17 protein-coding genes and 1 tRNA gene are annotated in these 21,379 nt (G+C 39.6%); 5 read left to right on the forward strand and 13 right to left on the reverse strand.

The annotated features are described in order from the left end of the window. Nucleotides 1–30: 30 nt before the first annotated feature. From OOZ15_RS14250 to OOZ15_RS14265, 4 genes are all read right to left on the reverse strand, one after another. Entirely contained in the window at nucleotides 31–1,797 is a 1,767-nt protein-coding gene (locus OOZ15_RS14250) for a tetratricopeptide repeat protein (protein WP_265957098.1), read from the reverse strand. 271 nt (nucleotides 1,798–2,068) lie between these two features. Continuing rightward, on the reverse strand, nucleotides 2,069–3,340 hold the full coding sequence (gene serS, locus OOZ15_RS14255; protein ID WP_265957099.1) for a serine--tRNA ligase: 1,272 nt from the start codon (nucleotides 3,338–3,340) through the stop codon (nucleotides 2,069–2,071). 62 nt (nucleotides 3,341–3,402) lie between these two features. After that, the gene (locus tag OOZ15_RS14260; protein ID WP_265957100.1) at nucleotides 3,403–4,728 is read right to left on the reverse strand and encodes an HTTM domain-containing protein; all 1,326 of its coding nucleotides are present in this window, start codon (nucleotides 4,726–4,728) and stop codon (nucleotides 3,403–3,405) included. Beyond that, nucleotides 4,718–5,656 (reverse strand): bifunctional riboflavin kinase/FAD synthetase, encoded by a 939-nt coding sequence (locus tag OOZ15_RS14265; RefSeq protein ID WP_265957101.1) that lies wholly within the window; start codon nucleotides 5,654–5,656, stop codon nucleotides 4,718–4,720. Before OOZ15_RS14265 ends, OOZ15_RS14260 begins: the two co-directional genes overlap by 11 nt. A 382-nt stretch (nucleotides 5,657–6,038) precedes the next feature. Here OOZ15_RS14265 and OOZ15_RS14270 point away from each other — a divergent pair, with 382 nt between their 5' ends. Next, the gene (locus tag OOZ15_RS14270; protein WP_265957102.1) at nucleotides 6,039–9,857 is read left to right on the forward strand and encodes a reprolysin-like metallopeptidase; all 3,819 of its coding nucleotides are present in this window, start codon (nucleotides 6,039–6,041) and stop codon (nucleotides 9,855–9,857) included. 2 nt (nucleotides 9,858–9,859) lie between these two features. Continuing rightward, a complete protein-coding gene (locus OOZ15_RS14275; protein WP_265957103.1) occupies nucleotides 9,860–10,573 on the forward strand; it encodes a fibronectin type III domain-containing protein in 714 nt (237 codons plus the stop codon). A 19-nt stretch (nucleotides 10,574–10,592) separates the two neighbouring features. On the opposite strand, the gene pth is transcribed toward OOZ15_RS14275, so the two are convergent. From pth to OOZ15_RS14290, 3 genes are all read right to left on the reverse strand, one after another. Further along, on the reverse strand, nucleotides 10,593–11,216 hold the full coding sequence (pth, locus tag OOZ15_RS14280) for an aminoacyl-tRNA hydrolase (protein ID WP_265957104.1): 624 nt from the start codon (nucleotides 11,214–11,216) through the stop codon (nucleotides 10,593–10,595). A gap of 92 nt (nucleotides 11,217–11,308) precedes the next feature. Further along, nucleotides 11,309–11,962 carry a 50S ribosomal protein L25/general stress protein Ctc gene (locus OOZ15_RS14285; RefSeq protein ID WP_265957105.1) on the reverse strand — a complete coding sequence of 218 codons (654 nt, stop codon included), beginning with the start codon at nucleotides 11,960–11,962 and terminating at the stop codon, nucleotides 11,309–11,311. 20 nt (nucleotides 11,963–11,982) lie between these two features. Then, the gene (locus OOZ15_RS14290) at nucleotides 11,983–12,924 is read right to left on the reverse strand and encodes a ribose-phosphate pyrophosphokinase (RefSeq protein WP_265957106.1); all 942 of its coding nucleotides are present in this window, start codon (nucleotides 12,922–12,924) and stop codon (nucleotides 11,983–11,985) included. A 289-nt stretch (nucleotides 12,925–13,213) separates the two neighbouring features. Here OOZ15_RS14290 and OOZ15_RS14295 point away from each other — a divergent pair, with 289 nt between their 5' ends. Together OOZ15_RS14295 and OOZ15_RS14300 are read left to right on the forward strand one after the other, a co-directional pair. Next, nucleotides 13,214–13,408: a GIY-YIG nuclease family protein gene (locus OOZ15_RS14295; RefSeq protein ID WP_265957107.1), complete on the forward strand. Its 195-nt coding sequence runs from the start codon at nucleotides 13,214–13,216 to the stop codon at nucleotides 13,406–13,408. 11 nt (nucleotides 13,409–13,419) lie between these two features. Further along, nucleotides 13,420–13,501: transfer RNA gene (locus tag OOZ15_RS14300), tRNA-Leu, on the forward strand. Nucleotides 13,502–13,538: 37 nt separating this feature from the next. On the opposite strand, the gene OOZ15_RS14305 is transcribed toward OOZ15_RS14300, so the two are convergent. Both OOZ15_RS14305 and OOZ15_RS14310 read right to left on the reverse strand, forming a co-directional pair. Then, entirely contained in the window at nucleotides 13,539–14,210 is a 672-nt protein-coding gene (locus tag OOZ15_RS14305; protein WP_265957108.1) for a bifunctional 4-hydroxy-2-oxoglutarate aldolase/2-dehydro-3-deoxy-phosphogluconate aldolase, read from the reverse strand. Between the two features lie 22 nt (nucleotides 14,211–14,232). Beyond that, nucleotides 14,233–15,237, reverse strand: coding sequence for a sugar kinase (locus OOZ15_RS14310; protein WP_265957109.1), 1,005 nt, complete (start codon nucleotides 15,235–15,237; stop codon nucleotides 14,233–14,235). Between the two features lie 316 nt (nucleotides 15,238–15,553). Between OOZ15_RS14310 and OOZ15_RS20315 the strand changes: the two genes are divergently transcribed. Further along, nucleotides 15,554–15,745: a hypothetical protein gene (locus OOZ15_RS20315; protein WP_265957110.1), complete on the forward strand. Its 192-nt coding sequence runs from the start codon at nucleotides 15,554–15,556 to the stop codon at nucleotides 15,743–15,745. A 145-nt stretch (nucleotides 15,746–15,890) separates the two neighbouring features. Here OOZ15_RS20315 and OOZ15_RS20320 read toward each other — a convergent pair whose 3' ends face one another. From OOZ15_RS20320 to OOZ15_RS14335, 4 genes are all read right to left on the reverse strand, one after another. Beyond that, nucleotides 15,891–16,052 (reverse strand): DUF1328 domain-containing protein, encoded by a 162-nt coding sequence (locus tag OOZ15_RS20320; protein WP_265957111.1) that lies wholly within the window; start codon nucleotides 16,050–16,052, stop codon nucleotides 15,891–15,893. Between the two features lie 122 nt (nucleotides 16,053–16,174). Beyond that, complete coding sequence (gene fabD, locus OOZ15_RS14325; protein ID WP_265957112.1) at nucleotides 16,175–17,050, reverse strand: ACP S-malonyltransferase; 876 nt, start codon at nucleotides 17,048–17,050, stop codon at nucleotides 16,175–16,177. Nucleotides 17,051–17,208: 158 nt separating this feature from the next. Beyond that, nucleotides 17,209–18,822, reverse strand: a complete 1,614-nt coding sequence (locus tag OOZ15_RS14330) for a carboxylesterase/lipase family protein (protein WP_265957113.1) — start codon at nucleotides 18,820–18,822, stop codon at nucleotides 17,209–17,211. 113 nt (nucleotides 18,823–18,935) lie between these two features. Next, nucleotides 18,936–21,203 carry a TonB-dependent receptor gene (locus tag OOZ15_RS14335; protein WP_265957114.1) on the reverse strand — a complete coding sequence of 756 codons (2,268 nt, stop codon included), beginning with the start codon at nucleotides 21,201–21,203 and terminating at the stop codon, nucleotides 18,936–18,938. Nucleotides 21,204–21,379: the final 176 nt, after the last annotated feature.

Consider the following 21,379-nt stretch of genomic DNA (forward strand, 5'->3'; position numbering starts at 1 on the left):
AACAAATTGTGACAAAACCTGCTTATAAGGCTAATTGATGGCATCACCGCGGAGCATCCTGTATTTTTTCCGGGCATCTACAAAAAACACACTGTCCTCGTGTTCAAAAATAATCCGCTCCAACAAACTTTTTGCCTCCTCCGGCTTTTCCAACACATCGGTATAGAGCAAAGCCAAATGATACAAAGCATCATCCATTAAAATATCTGTTGGGTAAAATTCGATGACCTTTTGATAATTGTATGCCGCTTTTTCATAGTTCCCCTCTTTTTCATACAGTAAAGCTTGCCTCAACAAAGCCTCGTCTTCTATCGGCTCATATCTATGTTTTGTCAAAATAGTGTCTAAAAGCTGAATAGCTTCTTCATTTTTTTCCTGATAGGCCAAAAGATCTGCTTTTGCATAAATCTTCAAGGCGGTATGGGTAGAATCCTGCAATCTATTATCTGATATGAGGAGCTTCAATTCTAAGGCATCATTGGCAATCAATTGTGATGTTGATGATTTCAATACTTTGAGTTGGGTTTCTGCCCAATCAAAATCGCCTTTATAAAAACTGGTTTGTGCTACCTTGAACCGGGCTTGCTGCCCTATAACATCATTTTTAAGACTTTTTTGAACCTGGGAATAAAAAATCAACGCCTGATTGAACTGCTCTTTATACACCAAAATATCACCCAAATTCATTCTTATTTGTGCTTTCGAAAACCGATTCAATGGAAGTATCAATGCCTCTTTCAGCATATCGATTCCAGCTTCGCTCCTGTCCATATCAAAAGCCAAGAATTTAGCATAGGCAATTTGAATCGGTACGGTTTGGGCTGTCATTCCGTATTCTTCCAAAAGCGCTTCAAACTGTGTGTTGATCGCTTTGTACTCCCTCTTCTTGGCATTGGACAAGCTGAACGTAATCAGTTTTAACTTGGAAAACATGATAAGTTGTTGGTCGGCTGTGTTTTCTATGACAAAGCCATATATATCTTTTGCCGTTTCATGATCTCCGGCTTCAGAAGCCATTCCACCCAGGTCGACAATGCTGTTTATAGACGACTCCGGGGAGCGGTTATAGATCGCTTTTTCCTGTGCAAAGGCATTTTTATATTCCTTTTGCTGAATAAAAAGCCAACTCAGCAGTTCATTCCATAAAATATTGGGATTGGCTTGTGCTCTTTTTAGCAACAATTTTTTGAATAACAAATTATTCGATCCGTCAGTATCACTCCCTATAAATCTGCTTAAACTTCTCTTGATATTGTTCGTCAAATTGGTCCGTTCCAACATAAGATCGAGATACATATCATACATGTTCTCTATATCGCCCATTTCACCATAGATGTAAGCCAGATCGTAATTAAAGTTGAATTTAGGGTCAAGTTTCATCCCTTTTTTATACGCTTTTATGGCATATTCCAACAGGGATTTGGATTTAAAAGCTTTACCTATGCCATAGGTAAAATTCGGATTGTCATCAATGGCATTCAAGGCTTTGTTGTAGTATTCTTCAGCTTTACTCTTTTTTTTCATCAACTGATAATTATATCCGGTCTCTATAAACAATATCGGATTCACCCTTTTGTTCTCAAGCGCTTTAAGCAAAACACCTTCGGCATTTTCAAATTGTCCTGTCTGCTGATATGATTCTACTAACGCAAGCAGGTAGTTTCGATGATTCGGATTCTTTTTATGCAGTTTTTCGTAATAAACAATGGCCTTTTCATAATCCCCTTTCTCAAAATACTGACGTGCAATAGCTTCATTTTGGGCATAAACCCCAAAACCCATCAGCAGAAAAGTCATTATTATAAAAATTTGTTTTGCCATCAGCGTTTATCAAATACAAACCATTGTGCATTAGAAATACACAATTAGGTCAAATATACTGTATAAAAACGAGTTTTCAGGGGTAGAAATAAAGCCCAAACCATAGGCTCGGGCTTTCAATGATAATGCTATTAATCAATTTGCATGAGATTGATTTCTCTATAAACGATTATTTATCATTACTATAAATATATTAAATTTCTGATTAAAATTAAGGGGTTTCTCCCATTTATTTACGGAATTCCGTTCATGAAATCATATCAAACCCAGTGTAAGACACCAATACTTCTGGGATTTTAATTCCCTTCGGGGTCTGATAATTCTCAAGGATTCCCGCAATTACCCGTGGCAAGGCCAGTGAACTTCCGTTCAATGTGTGTGCCAAGACATTTTTTCCGTTTTCGTCCTTATAACGCAATTTCAATCTGTTGGCCTGATAGGTTTCAAAATTGGAAACCGAACTAATTTCCAACCAGCGTTCCTGAGCTGTGGAATAGACTTCAAAGTCATAGGTCAAAGCAGAAGTAAAAGTCAGATCCCCTCCACAAAGCCTTAAAATCCTGTACGGAAGTTTCAATTCGCGTAAAATATTTTTTATGTGTTCCACCATACCATCCAAAGCTTCATACGATTTTTCCGGATGTTCCACACGAACGATCTCTACCTTGTCAAATTGGTGTAATCTGTTTAATCCTCTCACATGTGCGCCATAACTCCCCGCTTCTCTTCGGAAACAGGGGGTATAAGCCGTACAGCAAATAGGAAAATCGGATTCCTTTATAATTTCATCCCTAAAAAAATTGGTCACCGGTACTTCCGCAGTGGGAATTAAATATAAATCATCCATCCCCACATGATACATCTGCCCTTCTTTATCGGGCAACTGCCCCGTTCCATATCCGGAAGCTTCATTGATCATGTGCGGCACTTGGTATTCCTCGTATCCGGCTTCGGTGTTCTTATCCAGGAAATAAGCAATCAAAGCACGTTGTAATCGGGCTCCTTTTCCTTTGTACACCGGAAAACCGGCACCCGTTATTTTTGCGCCAAGGTCAAAATCTATGATATCATATTTTTTGGACAATTCCCAATGTGGCAAAGCTCCTTCCGCCAAAGTTGGCACATCGCCTTCTTTGAAAATCTCCTCATTGTCCTCATCAGATTTTCCTTCTGGAACAGACGGATGGGGTACATTTGGTATTTTATAGAGTAATTCGGTTAATTCTTCTGCTTTTTCGTTTAGCTTTTCATTCAGGGTTTTTGAAGTTTCTTTCAGAGCCCCTGTTTTGGCTTTCAGCTCGTTTGCTTTTTCAACTTCACCATTCTTGAAACACACTCCTATTTCCTTCGACAATTTATTGGATTCTGCCAAGGTGGCATCCAACTCTGTTTGCAACGATCTACGTTCTTCGTCCAAGGAAATAACTTCTTCGATCATGGAAGTCGCATCGATATCCCTAACGCGCAACTTTTTGATAACTTCCTCCTTGTGCTCTCTAATAAACTGTACTTGAAGCATGGTTTTATTTTTTCTACTGAAATTAAGCCACAAATTTAAATCTTTACTAATGATTAGGAAACCTATTTTGTTTCTTTTTTAAACGGATAGATCCACTCCTCATGTTTGAAAATATGCCAGGGTTCTGCAGCTAAATCCACATCGGGTTTAATCAATGGCATCCCTTCCCTGTTGTTTACCCATACTTTACTATTGGTGACATAAACACTTACCTCTTCTCCCTTGGCAGCATATTCTTTTTTCAAATGTTGTGCGAACTGCCATATTACATCGGGTTTGGTTCCAATCATCCTAAGTTGCTTGGTCGATAGATATTCCCGATGATTTATCTTCACCCTCTCTCCTGTAGCTTTCTTTTCCACTACAAAAGTAATATATCCCGACTTCGACCGGAGCATCATCCGCCAACTGAGTCGGTGTCCTTCTTCAGTCCATAGTACATTGTCTTTTATAAACCAATGCCGAAGTGGTAAGGCTAACTGCAATGCAAAATACAACCCTCCAATGATTAGAAATGCTTTTTTATAAGATGAAATTACAATTTCATCAGCGGTATATGGTGTTTTCTTCTTTAAAAAAAGTCTTCTGATGGCCTCCGGTTCAAAGAAAAACAAACAAAATGCCAGAGACATGTAGGGAAAAATTCCTATTTGAAAAACAACCGAATTGAACAAATGAAAGAAAATCGAAGCAAAAAACGCCCATTTTCGGGTAGGTTTATACAAAAGCAAAGGGACTATCAGAAAATCGAATGCAATTCCGCTATAAGCGATAAAAAAATGCACCCATTTTTGTTGTAACAGTTCGCCAATCAGCATATACTCTTTCTTGGATATCATCAGCAATTCCACAACTGAAAGATCGAGCCAATCGGGATACAGTTTTGCGATGGCAGCATAGGTATAAACGATCCAAACCTGCATGATGATCAACCACGAGCACCATCGGGGCATGGATAGCTTTTTTATGGAGGGTTTAAAATGAACATCAGCAGAAAGATAACGATTTGCCGGCAAGGTCATCATTAACAAACACAGTAAAAGAAGGAGGTAATAATGATTGTTGTAGGACGCTTTTTGCATAAAATAAACCCCAGCCCACATCAAGGTAAAAGCTCCAAGGCTGTATTTATATTTATACCCGATCATAACCATCAAGGAAAAAACACCCATTAGGGCAAAATAAAAATACATCCCATTACTGGGGAGGGGTTGCAAAAAATCAAATCCGATAAAATTGAAGGTGAAATCCGGTTCGATCAAGGTCTTTTTGACCCATCCCGTAAAAATAGCTCCAACAGCTTCCAAAAAAATCAACAAACCGAATATCATCCGGAAAACCACTAAAGGCGCATTGTCAATTCTCTTGAAAAGGAATTTATTGAACATAGTTTTTTGAAATATAGGCCAGCGAGGTTTTTTTGTCTTCCCCAAGTTGCTTTTTCAGTTCTTCGATCGAGTCGAAGCGCTTTTCATCCCTCAAGCGCTCCAGTAATTCTACACGGATCTCCTTGTCATACAGGTCTTCATCAAAGTTGAAAAAGTGTACTTCTATGGTTTTTTTCTCCCCATTCACCGTAGGGTTGTACCCAATGTTCATCATTCCGAAAATGGTTTTCCCTTCATACTCACTTTTCACCACATACACCCCTTTCATCGGAATTAATTTATAACGCTCTTTGATCTGGATATTGGCCGTTGGAAAATCCATTTGCTTCCCAAGCCCTTTTCCGGTAGCAACCGTTCCCGTAAGCATATAATTGTATCCCAAAAAAGTATTGGCCGTTTTGATATCACCCTGATTCAACGCTTTCCTTATTTTGGTCGAACTTACCGACACTTCGTTGACTTCTTCCGCAGAAATTTGTTCAACTTCAAAATCATAACGCTGTCCGAATTTGATAAGATCGTCTATAGTTGCTGTACGGTTCCTTCCAAAACGGTGGTCATAACCTATGATCACTTTTTTTGCATTAATACTTTCTGCCAAGATATCGCGAACGTATTCCTCAGCCGTTAGTCTGGAAAATTCTTTTGTAAAAGGATGGATAATCAACTGGTCGAGTCCGGTTTTTTCAAGAATGGCAATTTTTTCATCCAGCGTATTCAACAACTTCAAACTTGAATCCTGCTGCAACACCATTCTGGGATGAGGAAAAAAAGTGAGTATCGTCGATTTCAGATCGTTTGCCTTTGCATTGGCGACCAGTTTATCTATAATTTTTTTATGTCCAATATGAACGCCATCAAACGTCCCAACAGTTACTACAGTATAATGACCTTCTTCTTTGCTAAAAAGATTGCGCTTTATAATCACTTAAAAGCATTTAGTGTTAAACTTTGTATCTACAAAATAACGAATTTATAAGTGAACTCGTCTAAACTTTTTTCAATTAGCTAAAAATTCACTACTTTTTATATCCCTTTTGTGTTTTTTCCTTTCTTAGCCTTGTTACACAACCAAAAAAACCATTAATAAAACTCTGGGCGGAACCATGTAAAAATAACCTGTTGGGTTATTTTAATGAACGAGCCAGCCGGCGCAAGGATTAATTTTACCTGTCCGCAGACAAAGTTTTCCTTAACCAAAAAACAAAACAAGTTCAGTGAATATTAAATAAAATAATAGTAGGTATTCCATATTTTTTTAGATATTACCGCACATTTTTGATTATTTTTATTCCATACTTTTCAAAAAAATGAAAAAACCGATCATCTTTGTCTTTTGTTTTTGCATACTATTATGCGCTTCCACATTGTATTCTCAAACGCGAGTTTGGACACCTACACAAGCCCAATCAAAAAATCCGCAATTGAAAGCAGGAAGTAAAGCTCCCGTTTTTAAACTTAATATGATCGGATTTAAATCAGATTTAAAAAATGCGGAAAAACGAAACAAAGGAACTGTTGCAAAATCATCGAATGTCATTATAGAATTTCCAACTTCAGCTGAAAAGACGGCCGGCTTTAGGGTATATGAAAACCAAGTCTTTTCTGAAGGTTTGGCAGAAAAATATCCGAATATCAAATCCTACATCGGTATTTCAACAACAAATCCGCTTCAAAAGATTTATTTTTCAGTTGATGCTATGGGTTTCCACGGAATGATTTGGGATGAACATGCGGTGAGTTATATCAATCCGACAAAAGAGGAAGAAGACACCTATTATCTCGTATCAAAAAACGACCTCGAAAAAGACAATTTCATGTGTAGGACAATGGATTCAAAGCTTTATGGATCTGCCGGATCTGCCAAAGACGAAACCTTATTTGAAGAACGCCCTGTTGATGACAGTCAGTTAAGGACTTACCGATTGGCCTTGGCCTGTACCGGGGAATATGCTGAATATCATATTAATGCGGCAGGCGTCTCCACCGGGACTGATACTGAGAAAAAAGAAGCCGTACTTTCTGCTATGAACACCAGCATTACCCGTGTTAACGGTATTTTTGAAAACAATCTTGCCATCACATTTGAAATCATTGATAACAACGACTCTATTATTTTCCTCGATCCGGAAACAGACGACATGACCAACGATAATGGTAGTGCACTTATCAATGAAATTCAAGATATTATCGATGGAAATATTGGCTTTTCCAATTATGATATCGGACATGTTTTTAGTACCGGTGGTGGCGGAATTGCGCAATTAGCTTCTGTTTGCACTTCGCGAAAAGCACAAGGCGTGACCGGATCATCGTCTCCCGAAGGTGATTTTTTTGATATCGATTTTGTTGCCCATGAAATTGGGCACCAGTTTGGGGCAACACATACATTCAACAATTCCTGCGAGTCAAACAGGACCAATGCTACAGCCGTAGAACCGGGAAGTGGCTCTACCATTATGGCCTATGCCGGAATCTGTCCTGACAATGTTCAAGGGAGCAGCGACGCCTATTTTCACGCTATCAGCATTTCACAAATATGGGATAATGTCACTCAAGGGAACAGTACGTGTGCAACGACCACTGCCATTAGCAATCAAGCTCCTGTTATTACCGGGTCACCAAATTATACCATCCCAGCCGGAACGGCCTTTGTTTTGGAAGGTACTGCGACTGATGCTGATGGCGATGCTATGACCTATGCCTGGGAACAACAGGACAATGAGGTTTCCGTACAACCCCCGGTTTCGGATGCCAATGGCGGACCTTTGTTCAGATCCAGAGCTCCTAAATCATCTCCAAAAAGATATTTTCCCCAGGAAAGCGATATCCTCACCAATAACCTCACCCCTATCTGGGAGGTAATACCCTCGGTTTCAAGAAGCCTTAATTTTTCGTTATTGGTAAGGGATAACAACGAACTTGGAGGACAAATCGCACGGGATGATATTACAATAAACACTCATGATACCGGAACTCCGTTTTCCGTTACTTCACAAACCACCGCTGAAACCCTCAACGGAGGATCGGCATACGACATCACGTGGGAAGTGGGCGGAACAAACGAATATCCCATTAGCACTAATTTTGTCGATATTTATCTGATTGTAGACAACGATTTTGAAAACCTTATCCCGCTTACGGAAAACACAGATAACGACGGTTCACAGCAAACTGTGATTCCCGGAGACATCGAAACTACAAATGCCAGAATCATGGTAAAAGGAACCGACAATATCTTTTTTGCCATTAACGAAGCCGTGCTGTCAATAACGTCGTCTTCCAATTTTGCGTTGATATTTGATTCCTTAGAACACGACGTTTGCCAGCCCAACAACCTAACAATCCCTTTTGTTTACAATACTTATCAGGGATTCAATGAAACAACTACATTTAGTGCCGAGAATGTTCCTGCAGGTTTAAACGTCAATTTTAGTCAAAACAACGCTACAAATAATAATACAAGTGTTGATATTACTGTTAGCGGAACAGGAAGTCAGACTGTTGGTAATATCGGGTTTACCGTTTTGGCCACTGCCTCCGGAGGGGAAATACTGGAATATCCCATAGAATTATCCATCTATTCTGATACTTTTCAAGATGTTCAGTTAAGTTCGCCTGCTGATGGTGCAACCGACGTGCCTTTAAGTACATTATTATCGTGGGAACCCTATGAAAATGCTCAGGAATATCAGATTGAGATCTCTGATCTATCAGACTTCAGTAATATTTTAGAAACTGCGACAACCTTTTCCAACGAATACAAACCTTCTATTGCTTTAGAAGAAACATCAACCTATTACTGGCGTGTAAAACCAATCAATCAATGTGGAGAAGGTACTTTTGGTACAGCTTTTTCATTTACCACCATCAGTATTGCTTGTAATACTTATACGAACAGTTCGAGTGTTACTATCCCAAGTTCGGGAACACCAACGGTGACTTCGGTTATCGATGTTTTGGAAGACGGTATCCTGAACAATATTTCCGTTTCTGTCGATATTACCCATACCTGGATAGAAGATCTCAGTTTAAGCTTGATCTCCCCGTCAGGAACCATCATTACCCTCATAAGCAATCAATGTGGAAGAAATGACGATATGAACGTTATTTTTACCGACGAAGGAAATACGATCACATGCTTATCAAGTGCTCCTACTTTATCAGGAGATATTCAACCTCAACAACTTTTGGCTGCGCTTCAAGGAGAAAACATTAAAGGAAGGTGGACGCTTAAAGTGGATGATGGGGGCGATGAAGATGGTGGTTTCATAAACGCTTTCGGTATAGATCTTTGTGTGGATGGAGATTTTGCCCCGGACACTGACCAAGACGGGGTTTTGGACAGCGATGATCTGTGTCCCAACACTCCTTTAGGAGCCAAAGTAGATGTAAATGGCTGTGAACTCTTTACCATTGCTCCCAACAATTACCTCCTTCAAACTACAGCTGAATCTTGTATAAATAGCAATAACGGTAGTATTTCCATTACTACTGAAGAAACCTATAATTATACGGCGACACTAAGTGGAACAAGTACAAACACCTCTGAAACATTTAGCAACACTATCAATTTTACAAATCTTTCCGCAGGAAACTATGAGCTGTGCTTCACTGTAACAGAAGACAGCAGCTACGAACAATGTTTTACTGTTTCCATCGGTGAGCCGGAACCGCTAAGTGTTTTTTCCAGACTCAACAGAGAAGACAATACTGTCTCATTGGAATTGAATGGCGGAACGCTCTATACCATAGAACTGAACGGAACGACAACACAAACCGATAAAGACAATATCGTCCTGGAGTTAAAAGATGATGTCAATTTCATAAAAGTCTATACCGATAAAAACTGTCAAGGGGTTTATGAAGAACGGATACTCTCTGCTGATGCTGTTCAGGTGTACCCGAATCCGTTTAGCAGCTATTTGAATATCTATACCGGAATGCCCGAAACAGAAACAAATATTGAATTATACAATATGATGGGGCAGTTGGCAAAACAAGTTCGAGCGGTCAGCGACGCACAGGGGAAAATCGAAATTCCGCTTGGCGGACTTCTTCCAGGTTTATATATTGTAAATGTTGAGAATAATGAAGCCCATAAAACGTTTAAAGTAATAAAAAGGTGAAAATGAAAGATGTTTTAATCCATACAAGATACTGTTTCGCTATAAGTTTGTTCATTTTCATTGTTGGATGTAGCCGAAACGACGATAATCCACCTCCCGGCCCACCGGAGGCTGCTATCCTTATTTTTCCTGAACAAAATTCTGAATGTACCACAGGCATTGTTTCTACAACCGACCCAAATAAGAGTACCATCACCTTTGAATGGTCTGAAGCAAAAAATGCTGATTCTTATCGCATTACGATCAGGAATCTTGAAACTAACGCCACACAAACCTATACCGCCAACACAACGACACAAGAAGCTGTCTTAGATAGGGCTACGCCCTATGCCTGGCAGATCACTTCATTGAAAACAACCATGATCGAAACTACCGATAGTGAGGAATGGAAATTTTACAATGCCGGTGAAGGTTCCACCTCGTATGCGCCATTTCCGGCCGATCTTATCTTCCCAACATCAGGTGGAACCATATATGCTTCCAGCACAGTAGAATTTAGCTGGGAAGCCAGTGATGTTGATAATGACATTTCGGATTATGAATTATTGTTGGATACTGCCAATCCCCCAACGAGTAGTATTGCTTCAGGTATTACCGATCAGAGTTACACGCATACATCGCTTTCGGCAGGAAATATCTATTACTGGCAAGTATTGACCACAGATGAACAGGGAAATGTTTCCACCTCGGAAGTTTCGCAGTTTAAAGTGGAATAACAGGGGCTGTTAATATGCTCTAGGTATTGTTAAACGTATTCATGGTGATGCTTACTCCGGCTGTTCCGAAGGACTTTATCAATTCCTTAGCCTTTTCCAGCCTCTCAGGAAGTTTAGCACTTTCTTCCTCTTCCCATTCTCCCAAGACATAATCTACTTGACGACCTTTGGTAAACTCACCTCCTACACCAAAACGAAACCTGTTGTATTTAGTGGTTCCCAGTTGTTGCTGAATGTCTTTAAGTCCGTTATGTCCACCGTCACTACCTTTTGTCTTTAAGCGGATCGTTCCAAAAGGCAAATTGATATCATCGGTAATGACCAACAGGTTTTCCATGGCTATTTTTTCCTTGGTCATCCAATATCTTACTGCTTTCCCACTTAAATTCATATAGGTGGCAGGCTTTAAAAAAATAAAGGTTCTTCCCTTAAATTTATAGCTCGTAGTAGCTCCCAGCCTATTGGATTCGAAAGTAACCGATTCCTTTTCAGCAAAAAAATCAAGAATCTTAAAACCTATATTATGTCTTGTATTTTCATATTCGGCGCCAATATTTCCAAGTCCGACTACTAAAAATTTCTTCATAGGGTCTATTTCTTCGCTTTGTTCCTTTTTGAACAATTTTTTAAAAAATGATATCATACTTAAAGATATGATATTAAGAACTTGTTTAAAAATAAAAAAGCACCCCGAAAAAGAGGTGCTTCTTGTGTTATTATTAAACCGACTGTGATTTATTCTTTAGTATCACCTCCGTTATCTCCGCCTTCAGCTGCTCCTTCTTCACCTTCAGCTCCTTCTACCGCTTCGTCTTCAAGCTCATCTTCTGGCAAGGCCATAGCAGCACGTGAAACTCTTACTTGACATACAACGGTATTATCCGGATGCATGATCTTGTAATCTTCATTTTCTAAGGCAGTAACATATAGTTTGTTACCGATTTTCAAACGTGATATATCTGCATCGATAAAATCAGGTAGGTTCCCAGGTACAGCTTTTACTTTCAGCTTACGCTTGTTCATACGCAAAACACCCCCGTTGATAACCCCCGGAGAATCACCAATTTTTCTTACAGGAATATTCATAGTCACCTCTTTATCATCAAATAATTGATAAAAATCGATGTGTAAAATAGCATCACTTACCGGATGAAACTGAATGTCCTGTAGAATAGCGCTATACTTATCGCCATTATCTAATGAAATAACAACTGTATGCGCATTTGGAGTGTATACCAAATCTTTAAACGCTATTTCATTCGCTGAAAAATGTAATGGCTTGTCTCCTCCGTATAATACGCAAGGAACCTTTCCAGCATTACGTAAGGCTTTCGTCGCAATTTTGCCCACGCTTTCTCTTTGAGATCCTTCAATTGTAATTGACTTCATTATATAAAAATTAAATTAATTTACATTAAAAATTTAGAGCTGATAGATGTATTGTGGTGTACACGATGCATAACATCGGCAAACAAATTGGCACAACTCAATACTTTTATTTTATCGCTCTGTTGTCTAATCGGAATTGAATCGGTTACGATCAATTCTGTAAGCTTCGACTTTTCTATTTTTTCATACGCATTTCCCGAAAGCAATGCGTGTGTTGTTATGGCTCTTACACTCTTAGCCCCTTTTTCGATCATAAGGTCGGCTGCTTTTGTAAGTGTTCCGGCAGTATCGACCATATCGTCTACCAGAACCACATTTTTATTGGTTACTTCACCAATAAGCTCCATATGACCGATTATATTGGCGGCTTTTCGTTGTTTGTAACAAATCACCACATCAGACTCTAAAAACTTAGAGTATGCATAAGCTCTTTTTGAACCTCCCATATCCGGTGAAGCCATGGTTAGGTTATCCAGATTTAAACTTTCCAAATATGGCAAAAAGATGGTCGACGCAAATAAATGGTCAACCGGCTTTTCAAAGAACCCTTGTATTTGGTCTGCGTGGAGATCCATGGTAATGATCCTGGTGGCTCCGGCAGCTTCCAACAATTTTGCAACGAGTTTAGCTCCTATCGGCACTCTGGGTTTATCCTTTCTGTCTTGCCTGGCCCAACCAAAATAGGGCATTACAGCTGTTATGTGTCTGGCTGATGCTCTTTTTGCCGCATCTAGCATCAGCAACATTTCCATCAAGTTTTCAGAACTTGGATTGGTAGAGCCGATAATAAAAACCCTAGCTCCCCTTATCGATTCTTCAAACGACGGTTGGAATTCCCCGTCGCTATATCTGGTAAATGCTACTTCTCCTAATTCTGCTCCAAAAGCTTTTGCTATTTCAGTTGCCAAAACTTGACTCTGAGTACAAGCAAAAATCTTTGGATCCGGTACCGAATAAGACATTTAATATCTTGTTTAGTAGTTATTTATCGTTGTGTGTTGCAAAATGAGGTGCAAATTTAGAAATTTATTCCAACTGTTAAAGTATAATTGTTACTATTTTTTTGTTGGTTGATTAAAAATATTTTTTAGTTTTGCAGTCCAATTGCTCAACATGCTTTTTGAGATGGTTGGATTAACAATGCTCGAGTGGCGGAACTGGTAGACCTGTCTGCCGACAGGCAGGCGCGCTAGTATTATGATTACAGTATATGCAATATCAAGTATAGAACACAATTACATATACGTTGGAATGACCAATAATCTTGAAGAAAGAATTAAAAGACATAATTCAGGAAGAGAAAAAACAACAAAGCCATATCTTCCATATAAATTAATTTTTTCTGAAATTTGTATCGACAGAAAAGAAGCTCGTACCAGAGAAAAATATTGGAAATCTGGAATAGGCAAAGAAAAGCTAAGAGTCATCAGAGACTCTATGACATAAAAAATGACAATGCTCGAGTGGCGGAACTGGTAGACGCGCTGGATTCAAAATCCAGTTCTTTCGGGAGTGTGGGTTCGATTCCCACCTCGAGTACAAAAAAGCCGGAATAAAATCCCGGCTTTTTATTTTTTTATCCTCTTTGTTTCTTCACAAACTCAATCGCTTCTTTCAGTTTCAGCTCAATTTGTTTATAGTCAAAAGTGCCGTCTTGTTTTTTGGTAAACACCTGTGAGCCTACCCCAACGCAGTGCACTCCGGCATCAAACCAAGGTTTCAAGCCTTCTTCACTGGCCTGTACACCGCCTGTAGGCATAATATTTGTCCACGGCATTGGTCCCTTTACAGCCTTTACAAAACCAGGGCCACCTACTTGTGTTCCAGGGAAAATCTTTACGACCTCAGCGCCAAGCTCTTCAGCATAAGAAATTTCAGTTACCGTACCACAACCCGGCATCCAGGCTACTTTTCTACGATTACATGCCTTCGCAACTTCTTCATTGATAAGCGGAGCTACAATAAAATTCGCCCCCAACTGCATATAGATGGAAGCTGTACCAGCTTCAACTACAGAACCTACGCCCATGATCATCCCAGGCAGATTTTCTACGACATATTTATTCACTTCAGCAAAAACTTCGTGAGCAAAATCACCTCTATTGGTAAATTCAAACACTCGAACTCCAGCCTCATAACAGGTTTGGACTACTTTTTTACACACTTCGGAATCGCTATGATAAAAAACCGGAATAATTCCCGTTTGATACATTTCTTGAACTACTTGTATTCGTGAATGACTAGCCATTTTTTATATTGAGTTTACAATTTTATCTTTTTATACGTCCGGTTAGGTTTCCTTGTTCTATTTCCAAAACCTCATCTACGGAAACCAAATTCACATCCCCCGGAATAGTATGTTTCATTGCACATGCAGCATTGGCAAAACGCAAAGCCTTATGATCGTCAAAATGCTTAAGTCCGTAGATCAATCCGGCTGCAAAAGCATCTCCCGTCCCTATTCTGTCGACCACATGTGTAATCTCTATTTTCGAGGTTTCAACATATTCATCGTTCACCCATGCTCTTCCATAGACACTTTGCCATGAAGCGTTTCCTCCGGATCTTATCTTATCAAATATTTTGGTAATGCTCGGGCATGTAGCCTTCAATTTTATACAAGCATCTTCAAACCCTCTTTGATCGTTACTGAAGTCTTCACCTAAGATCTCATTGATCTCATTCACGCCCCCGATAAACACTGTTGAATAAGAAACAAGTTCGGCAAGGATTTCTTTTCCTTCCTTACCGTAATTCCACAGATTTTTTCGGTAAGCAGGATCGGCTGTGACCTCAATTCCTCTTTCCTTCGCGGCAATAAGTCCTTCTTTCAAAGTTTCATAAGCCCCTTCTGAAATCCCCGGAGAAATACCGGTCCAATGTAACAGCTCACAGTTATCCAACACCGCATTCCAATCCACCACATTAGGAGTGATTTTTGAAAAAGCACCATGAGAACGGTTGTAGGCTATCCTACTGGAACGAATAGACGAGCCCACCTCAAGGAAATATAATCCCATAGGGTGATCCACAACATTAATGGCGGACACATCGATTCCGTATTGCCTCATTTTCTTTAACGCGGCGTCCCCTACCAAATCATTTGACACATTGGAAACTTGCTTCACTTCCATTCCGAAATTGGCCAGTGATGCAGCCACATTCATTTCTGTTCCTCCGAAGAAATATTCAAGTTGTTCTGATTGTTGAAATTTCTTATTTCCCAAAGGCGACAACCTCATGATCACTTCCCCAAAGGTAACTACTTTCCCCATCTTTTCTTATTCTATTTTTTTAGTATGATTGATTCTGATTCCTCACTTTATCGTTTGCGTAATACACTCAAAAAGCATTTCGCCTTCAATATTAATGAATACTTGATTATTAACATAAAAATCTCGCATTATTTAACGCAATCCATCAAAAATAACATATTAAAAACAGTTGTGATTTTAACGAAGTTATACAATCAAAATCTACCCAAAAATAGATCGTACTATAAGTTTTTCCTTTCGTACCATCAATGATATAGAATATAACTATTTGACATTAAGGTATATATTCACGTTCTTTGTTCTGTAAACAACTATTATGGCGTTTGTAAAAATTAAAAGAAAAACAAGATTAGAAAGAAGGTACAGTAAAAAAATGGGGAACATCAACGTGAAGGTTACTTATATAAAAAAGCAACTGCTTGGCATTCCCTTTAAAACGATTCACAAGTACAGAGAAACCTATTATGGCACTGTAAAAGATTGTGAAGACTGTGTCTTAACAGCATGATTATTAAACTTTAAACATAAAAAAATCCGCGTAAAACGCGGGTTTTTTGTTTCATCAAAGTTCATTATTTTTCTCCTTTGTCGAAATATCATTTTTTTACAGCGGAGTTCTCCACAGTTCCAACAGTGTAGGAAAGATTTAATCTTTAGCGTTTTGCTATTTTACTAATCAATGATATGACAAACAAAACAATGAAGACAAAGAACAGAATTTTAGCGATTCCCGTAGCTGCTCCTGCAATGCCTCCAAAACCGAAAATTGCAGCAATTATTGCTACAATTAAAAAAATGATTGTCCAACGTAACATAATTAAAAGTTTTTTGGTTATGCTCTAAGATACACAAAGTTTAACTCTTCTTATGTCCGGGTTAGCATTTTTAACACTTAAACCTTTGATTATTAACCCGAAATACTCCATTTCAGTAAACTTTACGCTGATTGCACCTCAGCTTCACGATGGATTTTCTTCACCAAGCCTTGCAACACTTTTCCCGGACCAACTTCGGTAAACAAAGTCCCACCGTCTTTTATCATATTTTGTACACTTTGTGTCCATTTTACCGGTGCCGTAAGCTGGGCGATCAAATTCTTTTTGATCTCTTCAGGGTCGGTTACTGCCGTAGTACTCACATTTTGATATACCGGACATGTAGGTGTATTGAATTGGGTTTGCTCGATAGCCGCTGCCAGTTCTTCTCCCGCAGGCTCCATCAATGGGGAATGGAAAGCACCTCCAACCGGTAGTACCAAAGCCCTTCTCGCCCCTTTTTCTTTTAAGGTCTCACAGGCTTTGTTAATCGCTTCCACTGCTCCGGAAATCACAAGCTGTCCCGGACAGTTATAGTTGGCCGCTACCACGATACCTTCTGTTTCTTGGCATACTTGTTCCGCCACACTGTCTTCCAAACCTAAAACAGCCGCCATAGTTCCCGGTGTGATCTCACAAGCCTTTTGCATGGCCATGGCCCTACGGGACACCAATTTCAATCCGTCTTCAAAACTCAAGACTCCGTTGGCTACCAAAGCCGAAAGTTCCCCCAACGAATGTCCGGCCACCATATCGGGTTTAAAATTATCTCCCAACACCTTGCTCAATATTACCGAATGTAAAAAGATAGCCGGTTGGGTCACCTTGGTCTGTTTTAAATCTTCAGCAGTACCTTCAAACATGATATTGGTAATGCGAAATCCTAAAATATCATTGGCTTTTTCAAAGAGTTCTTTGGCGAGATCAGACTTTTCGTATAGATCCAAGCCCATTCCTACAAACTGCGCTCCTTGTCCCGGAAAAATATATGCGTTCATTGTGTTTTAATTTTGAGCAAAAGTACATAAAATTTTTTGTTGGGATTAAGGTGTTTTGCTTCGTTCTTCCGCAAAGTTGGGAGACGTTTGCTGAGCGGGGTAGCACCTACTTTGGGAAATAATTTCATTGTTTAGTTTTTTATGTGAGGTAGTTTGTTTTACATATCGGCCATCAAAGCCAAGAACTCTTTGTCATGCTGTGGTTTCACCTCACAGGTGTTATCGAAGAACATGGTGGCTGTATTCTCTGGATTGTATTGAGGCCATTGTGGCAACCCATCGTGATTGGGGTTTCCTGTCTTTGCAAAATTGATCCAGGCCCTGCTCATCTTATCGGCAAGTACATTGGCCTCTTCTCCTCCACCTGTCATCTGTCTGGCACGTTCCACATTGTCGAACACAAATGGGAGCTCCATGCAATGAAGGGCTTTGTACTTCCCATCAAAAACTGGGGATTGCCAAGTAAACATAAACATGTAAACAGCTGCTCCGTTCTCCAATTGCGACTTTTGGTTTGCCTGAAACACAGCCCCGGGCCTAAATGCGGTATCTATATTCAATAAATCAGATGGCCTGGTATCGTTAGGATATGCTTTCTTAACGGCAGCTATATAATCATCCGCCTTATCTTTATAGGTTTCTTTGATATGTGCTATCACCTCTTCTTCCGATGCTTTGAAAAAGCGTCCGTTCATAAATGGCGTGAATTCATTTTTGGTAGTACCCAACATCAATGGGATATCTTTGGAAAGTTCGAATGCTTCCGAGGACATTAAATCGTACGGGAGCACAGACCCGTCCATACTGGGACCCCAGTTAAGGCCAAAACCAACAGGGACAATTCCTTCTTCCTTCATTTTTTCAGCTACCACGTTTAGAGCCGCTGATCCTGCTGCACTCAATTTATCAAACGGAATTGATTGAAGACTATCCACTTGGTTCTTAGATAGGGAAAGTTGATTTAAAACCTCTGCGGCAATAGCTTGGGTTGTTTCTTTTTTGGACAAATTGCCCCTGAACGAACCACTTTGGTTGATTGCTTTATGGAACAATCCTTTTGCTCTCGGCATCGCCATTAAGGTATTTACCTTGGCACCACCTCCTGACTGACCAAAAATGGTGATGTTGTTCGGGTCTCCACCAAAGTTGGAAATATTTGTTTTTACCCAATCCAAGGCAGTAACAATGTCCAACATACTATTGTTGGCAGATTCCTTGTATTTTTCGCCATAGGCAGATAGATCCAAAAAGCCTAAAATGTTTAGTCTGTGGTTGATAGAAACTACTACTACATCACCTTTAGCACTTAAGTTTTCTCCATGGTAAGATGGTAATTCTTGGCTGGAACCTGCGGTATAACCACCACCGTGAATCCAAAAAAGGACCGGTCTTTTTTTACTGTCGTCAATGCTTGGGGTCCAAACGTTTAGTCGAAGACAATCTTCGCTGGTATAACCCCAATCGTGATCAAAAACAAATTCGGATTCATCTTGAACTTGTGTGGTAGGTATCATTAAAGGAGCCACGGGACCATACATTGTGGAACTTCTCACCCCTTCCCAGGGTTCTACTTTTGTCGCTGGCATAAAGCGTTCAGCTCTTGCGTAGGGTATTCCTTTGTACGTATAAATTCCGTTTTGGATAAATCCACGGACTTTTCCAGATTCAGTATCAGTAACCGCTACATCTTCTCCGGTAATGACTTCAGTTTGTGCATTTGCCATAAATCCTGAAAGGAAAACAACAAATAGAAACAGTATTCTTATTTTCATTGTATTGGTGGTTATGTTATTATTGAACTCATTTTGTATGCACTAAAATACAATTTTAACCCTTACGGATATTTTTACCGGAATTAAGCTGTTTTGCTTTATTCACCCACTAACTACAAACTGACTTTGATACCGATGTTTGCCGTAGCACCTCGACCTTTTACATAATATCTCCCCTCGAAATTGGCTCCCCGGACTTCGGAATGTACAGGAAAGTAGTCTTGGTTGAACAAATTATTGACAGAAAAAGTAATTAGCATATTTTTGAGCTGGTAGGAAACATACATATCAAACAAGGTATACCCGGAGATAGGATATCTTCCATAATTATATTCTTCCGGAGGAAAAACATCCCGCGAACCAATATTCACCATTTGTAAAAGAAAGTTAAAATCCTTCGTGATCTTAAAATCTGCATTGGCTGTGATTTTCCGGGGAGATAAATTGCTATTATCTATTTCTCCCTTAAAATCACCATCGTTATCTACATCTTCTTTCCCATCCATATATCCTAATGTCCCTCCTATATGGAGCCAGCTTGTTGGTTGAGCACCCAATACAATTTCCAGACCATATATTCTTTGTGGTAGTTGAGTAGCATCATATACCCCTGGACTTACCTCACTAAAACGGGTTCCTCTTTCTGAATAGCTATAGTAGCCTGCAAGCTGGTAGTTAAAAATCTGACACCTTCCGCTGATACCAAGTTCATAGTTGTCCACCACCACAGGTTTAGCATTGATCGCACTAAGCGGCACCCCGTTACGCAAAATAAGCCCTACATCGCCTATGGAATAGCCTTGAGAAAAACTAATAAAGGGTTGTAGAAAAGAAAGCCTGTTGTATCTGGCTCCCGCATTAAATACTATGGCATTATACCGATCAGATTCTCCTTCTACTACTTCGCCTTCACTGGTGGTGAGGTCACCAACTTCGAATTTAATATTTTCGAACCGTAGTCCGGCCTTGAAAATCCAGTCATTATTAAATGTAAATTTTGATTGTAGATAAGGAGCAATACTCGACATATCCATATCCGGTGTCACAAAACTTTCCTCAAGTGTTTTCTGAGCCGTATAGTCCTTCAGTACATCCAAGCCATAAATCAGGGAAAGGCTTTTGTCCTCCCCAAGGCTAAAGGGTGTATTAAAATTCAGGCGTACTCCCTTATTGGTAGAGTAAATCTGATTCCAGCCTTCAAAAATGGTTTTAAAATCGTTGTAATAAGCACTTAGAACGGCCTCTGTCCTTTTAAACTGGCCTTCATATTTTAAGCTATAGGTGTTATTATAAGGTGTTCCCCCGCGGATATCAGAATCTCCAAGAACCCCAATGGAAGGAGACACACCAAATTCGCCCGGAGTGCCCACATATTTACTATCTTGGACGCTCTTATAATAATTCGCCATGAATTCGATTCGATGTTCATCAGAAAAATCATATCCAAGTTTTGCCAGCGCATTATAGGTATCGGTTTCCCCTATGCCATAAAAAGGACTGATTATTTCTCCATCTGCCGAACGGCTGACCCCGGTTTCTCCTATCTTTCCTGATACCAGATAATCAAATGACCCAATATCGCCTGCAAAAGTCTGGGAAAGATTGTATCCGGCGGTTTGAGCCCCATCGACCAAGTTGATAGATCCATTCAGGTTTGTAGTCGAACTAAAAGCATCATTCCGGGGAGCTTTTTTGGTTACATAATTAATAATTCCGCCTGCTCCACCATTACCATACATAGCCGAAGCACCGTTCACCACTTCAATCCGTTCAATAGCAGTAATATCAATAGATTTCAAGTCCCGACCTCCATTCCGCAAGGGGGTACTTTGCGGAACACCGTCTATCAACACCAAGAAATCCCGACCTCTTATTTTACCAATAAAATTGTTCTGGCTTTCTTCGCTAGGCGAAATGCTGGGAATCTTTTGCATAAGGAGAGCCGGAAGATTCGTACTGATCTCACTCTGGCGCTCCACTTCCTTTTCGGAAATCATTGTTAAGGTTGAAGGAACCTCATTGGCCTTTTCAGATATTCTGCTTGCAGTCCCAAAAACTTCTACCATTCCAAGTTCGTCGACTGACTCCTCCAGAATAATATTCAGGGTTGTCGTCTCGTCACTCTTTACCTGCACGTGTTTCTCCAGGGTTTTGAATCCTATAGAACTAAAAACAATAGTTTGATCTCCCGCAGGAATATCAGAAAGAAAAAAAGCACCACCTTTATCGGTAACACCTGCTATGTCGCTATCTTTAATGACAATATTAACAAATTGAGCAGGTTTTTGATCGGATGTTTTGACTGTACCGGCAATAGAACCGGTTTGAGCAGCACTATAAAAGCTATAGGTCATTAACACCAAGAGTAGCAATTTTTTCATAAAGTTGATTCGTTTTATCACTGATTAATTTAGACTGATTATAAATTAGTGCAAAGAAAGTATTTCTCCTCTAAAACTGCAATAACTCTAAGCAAATATTTTGATACTGATTTTATAATACTAGTAAAGAGCTAGTTATATGGAAAGCTGTTTATAAAGTGTTTATCATGACTTAA

The organism is Galbibacter kalidii, assembly GCF_026241135.1.
Taxonomy (GTDB): Bacteria; Bacteroidota; Bacteroidia; order Flavobacteriales; family Flavobacteriaceae; genus Galbibacter.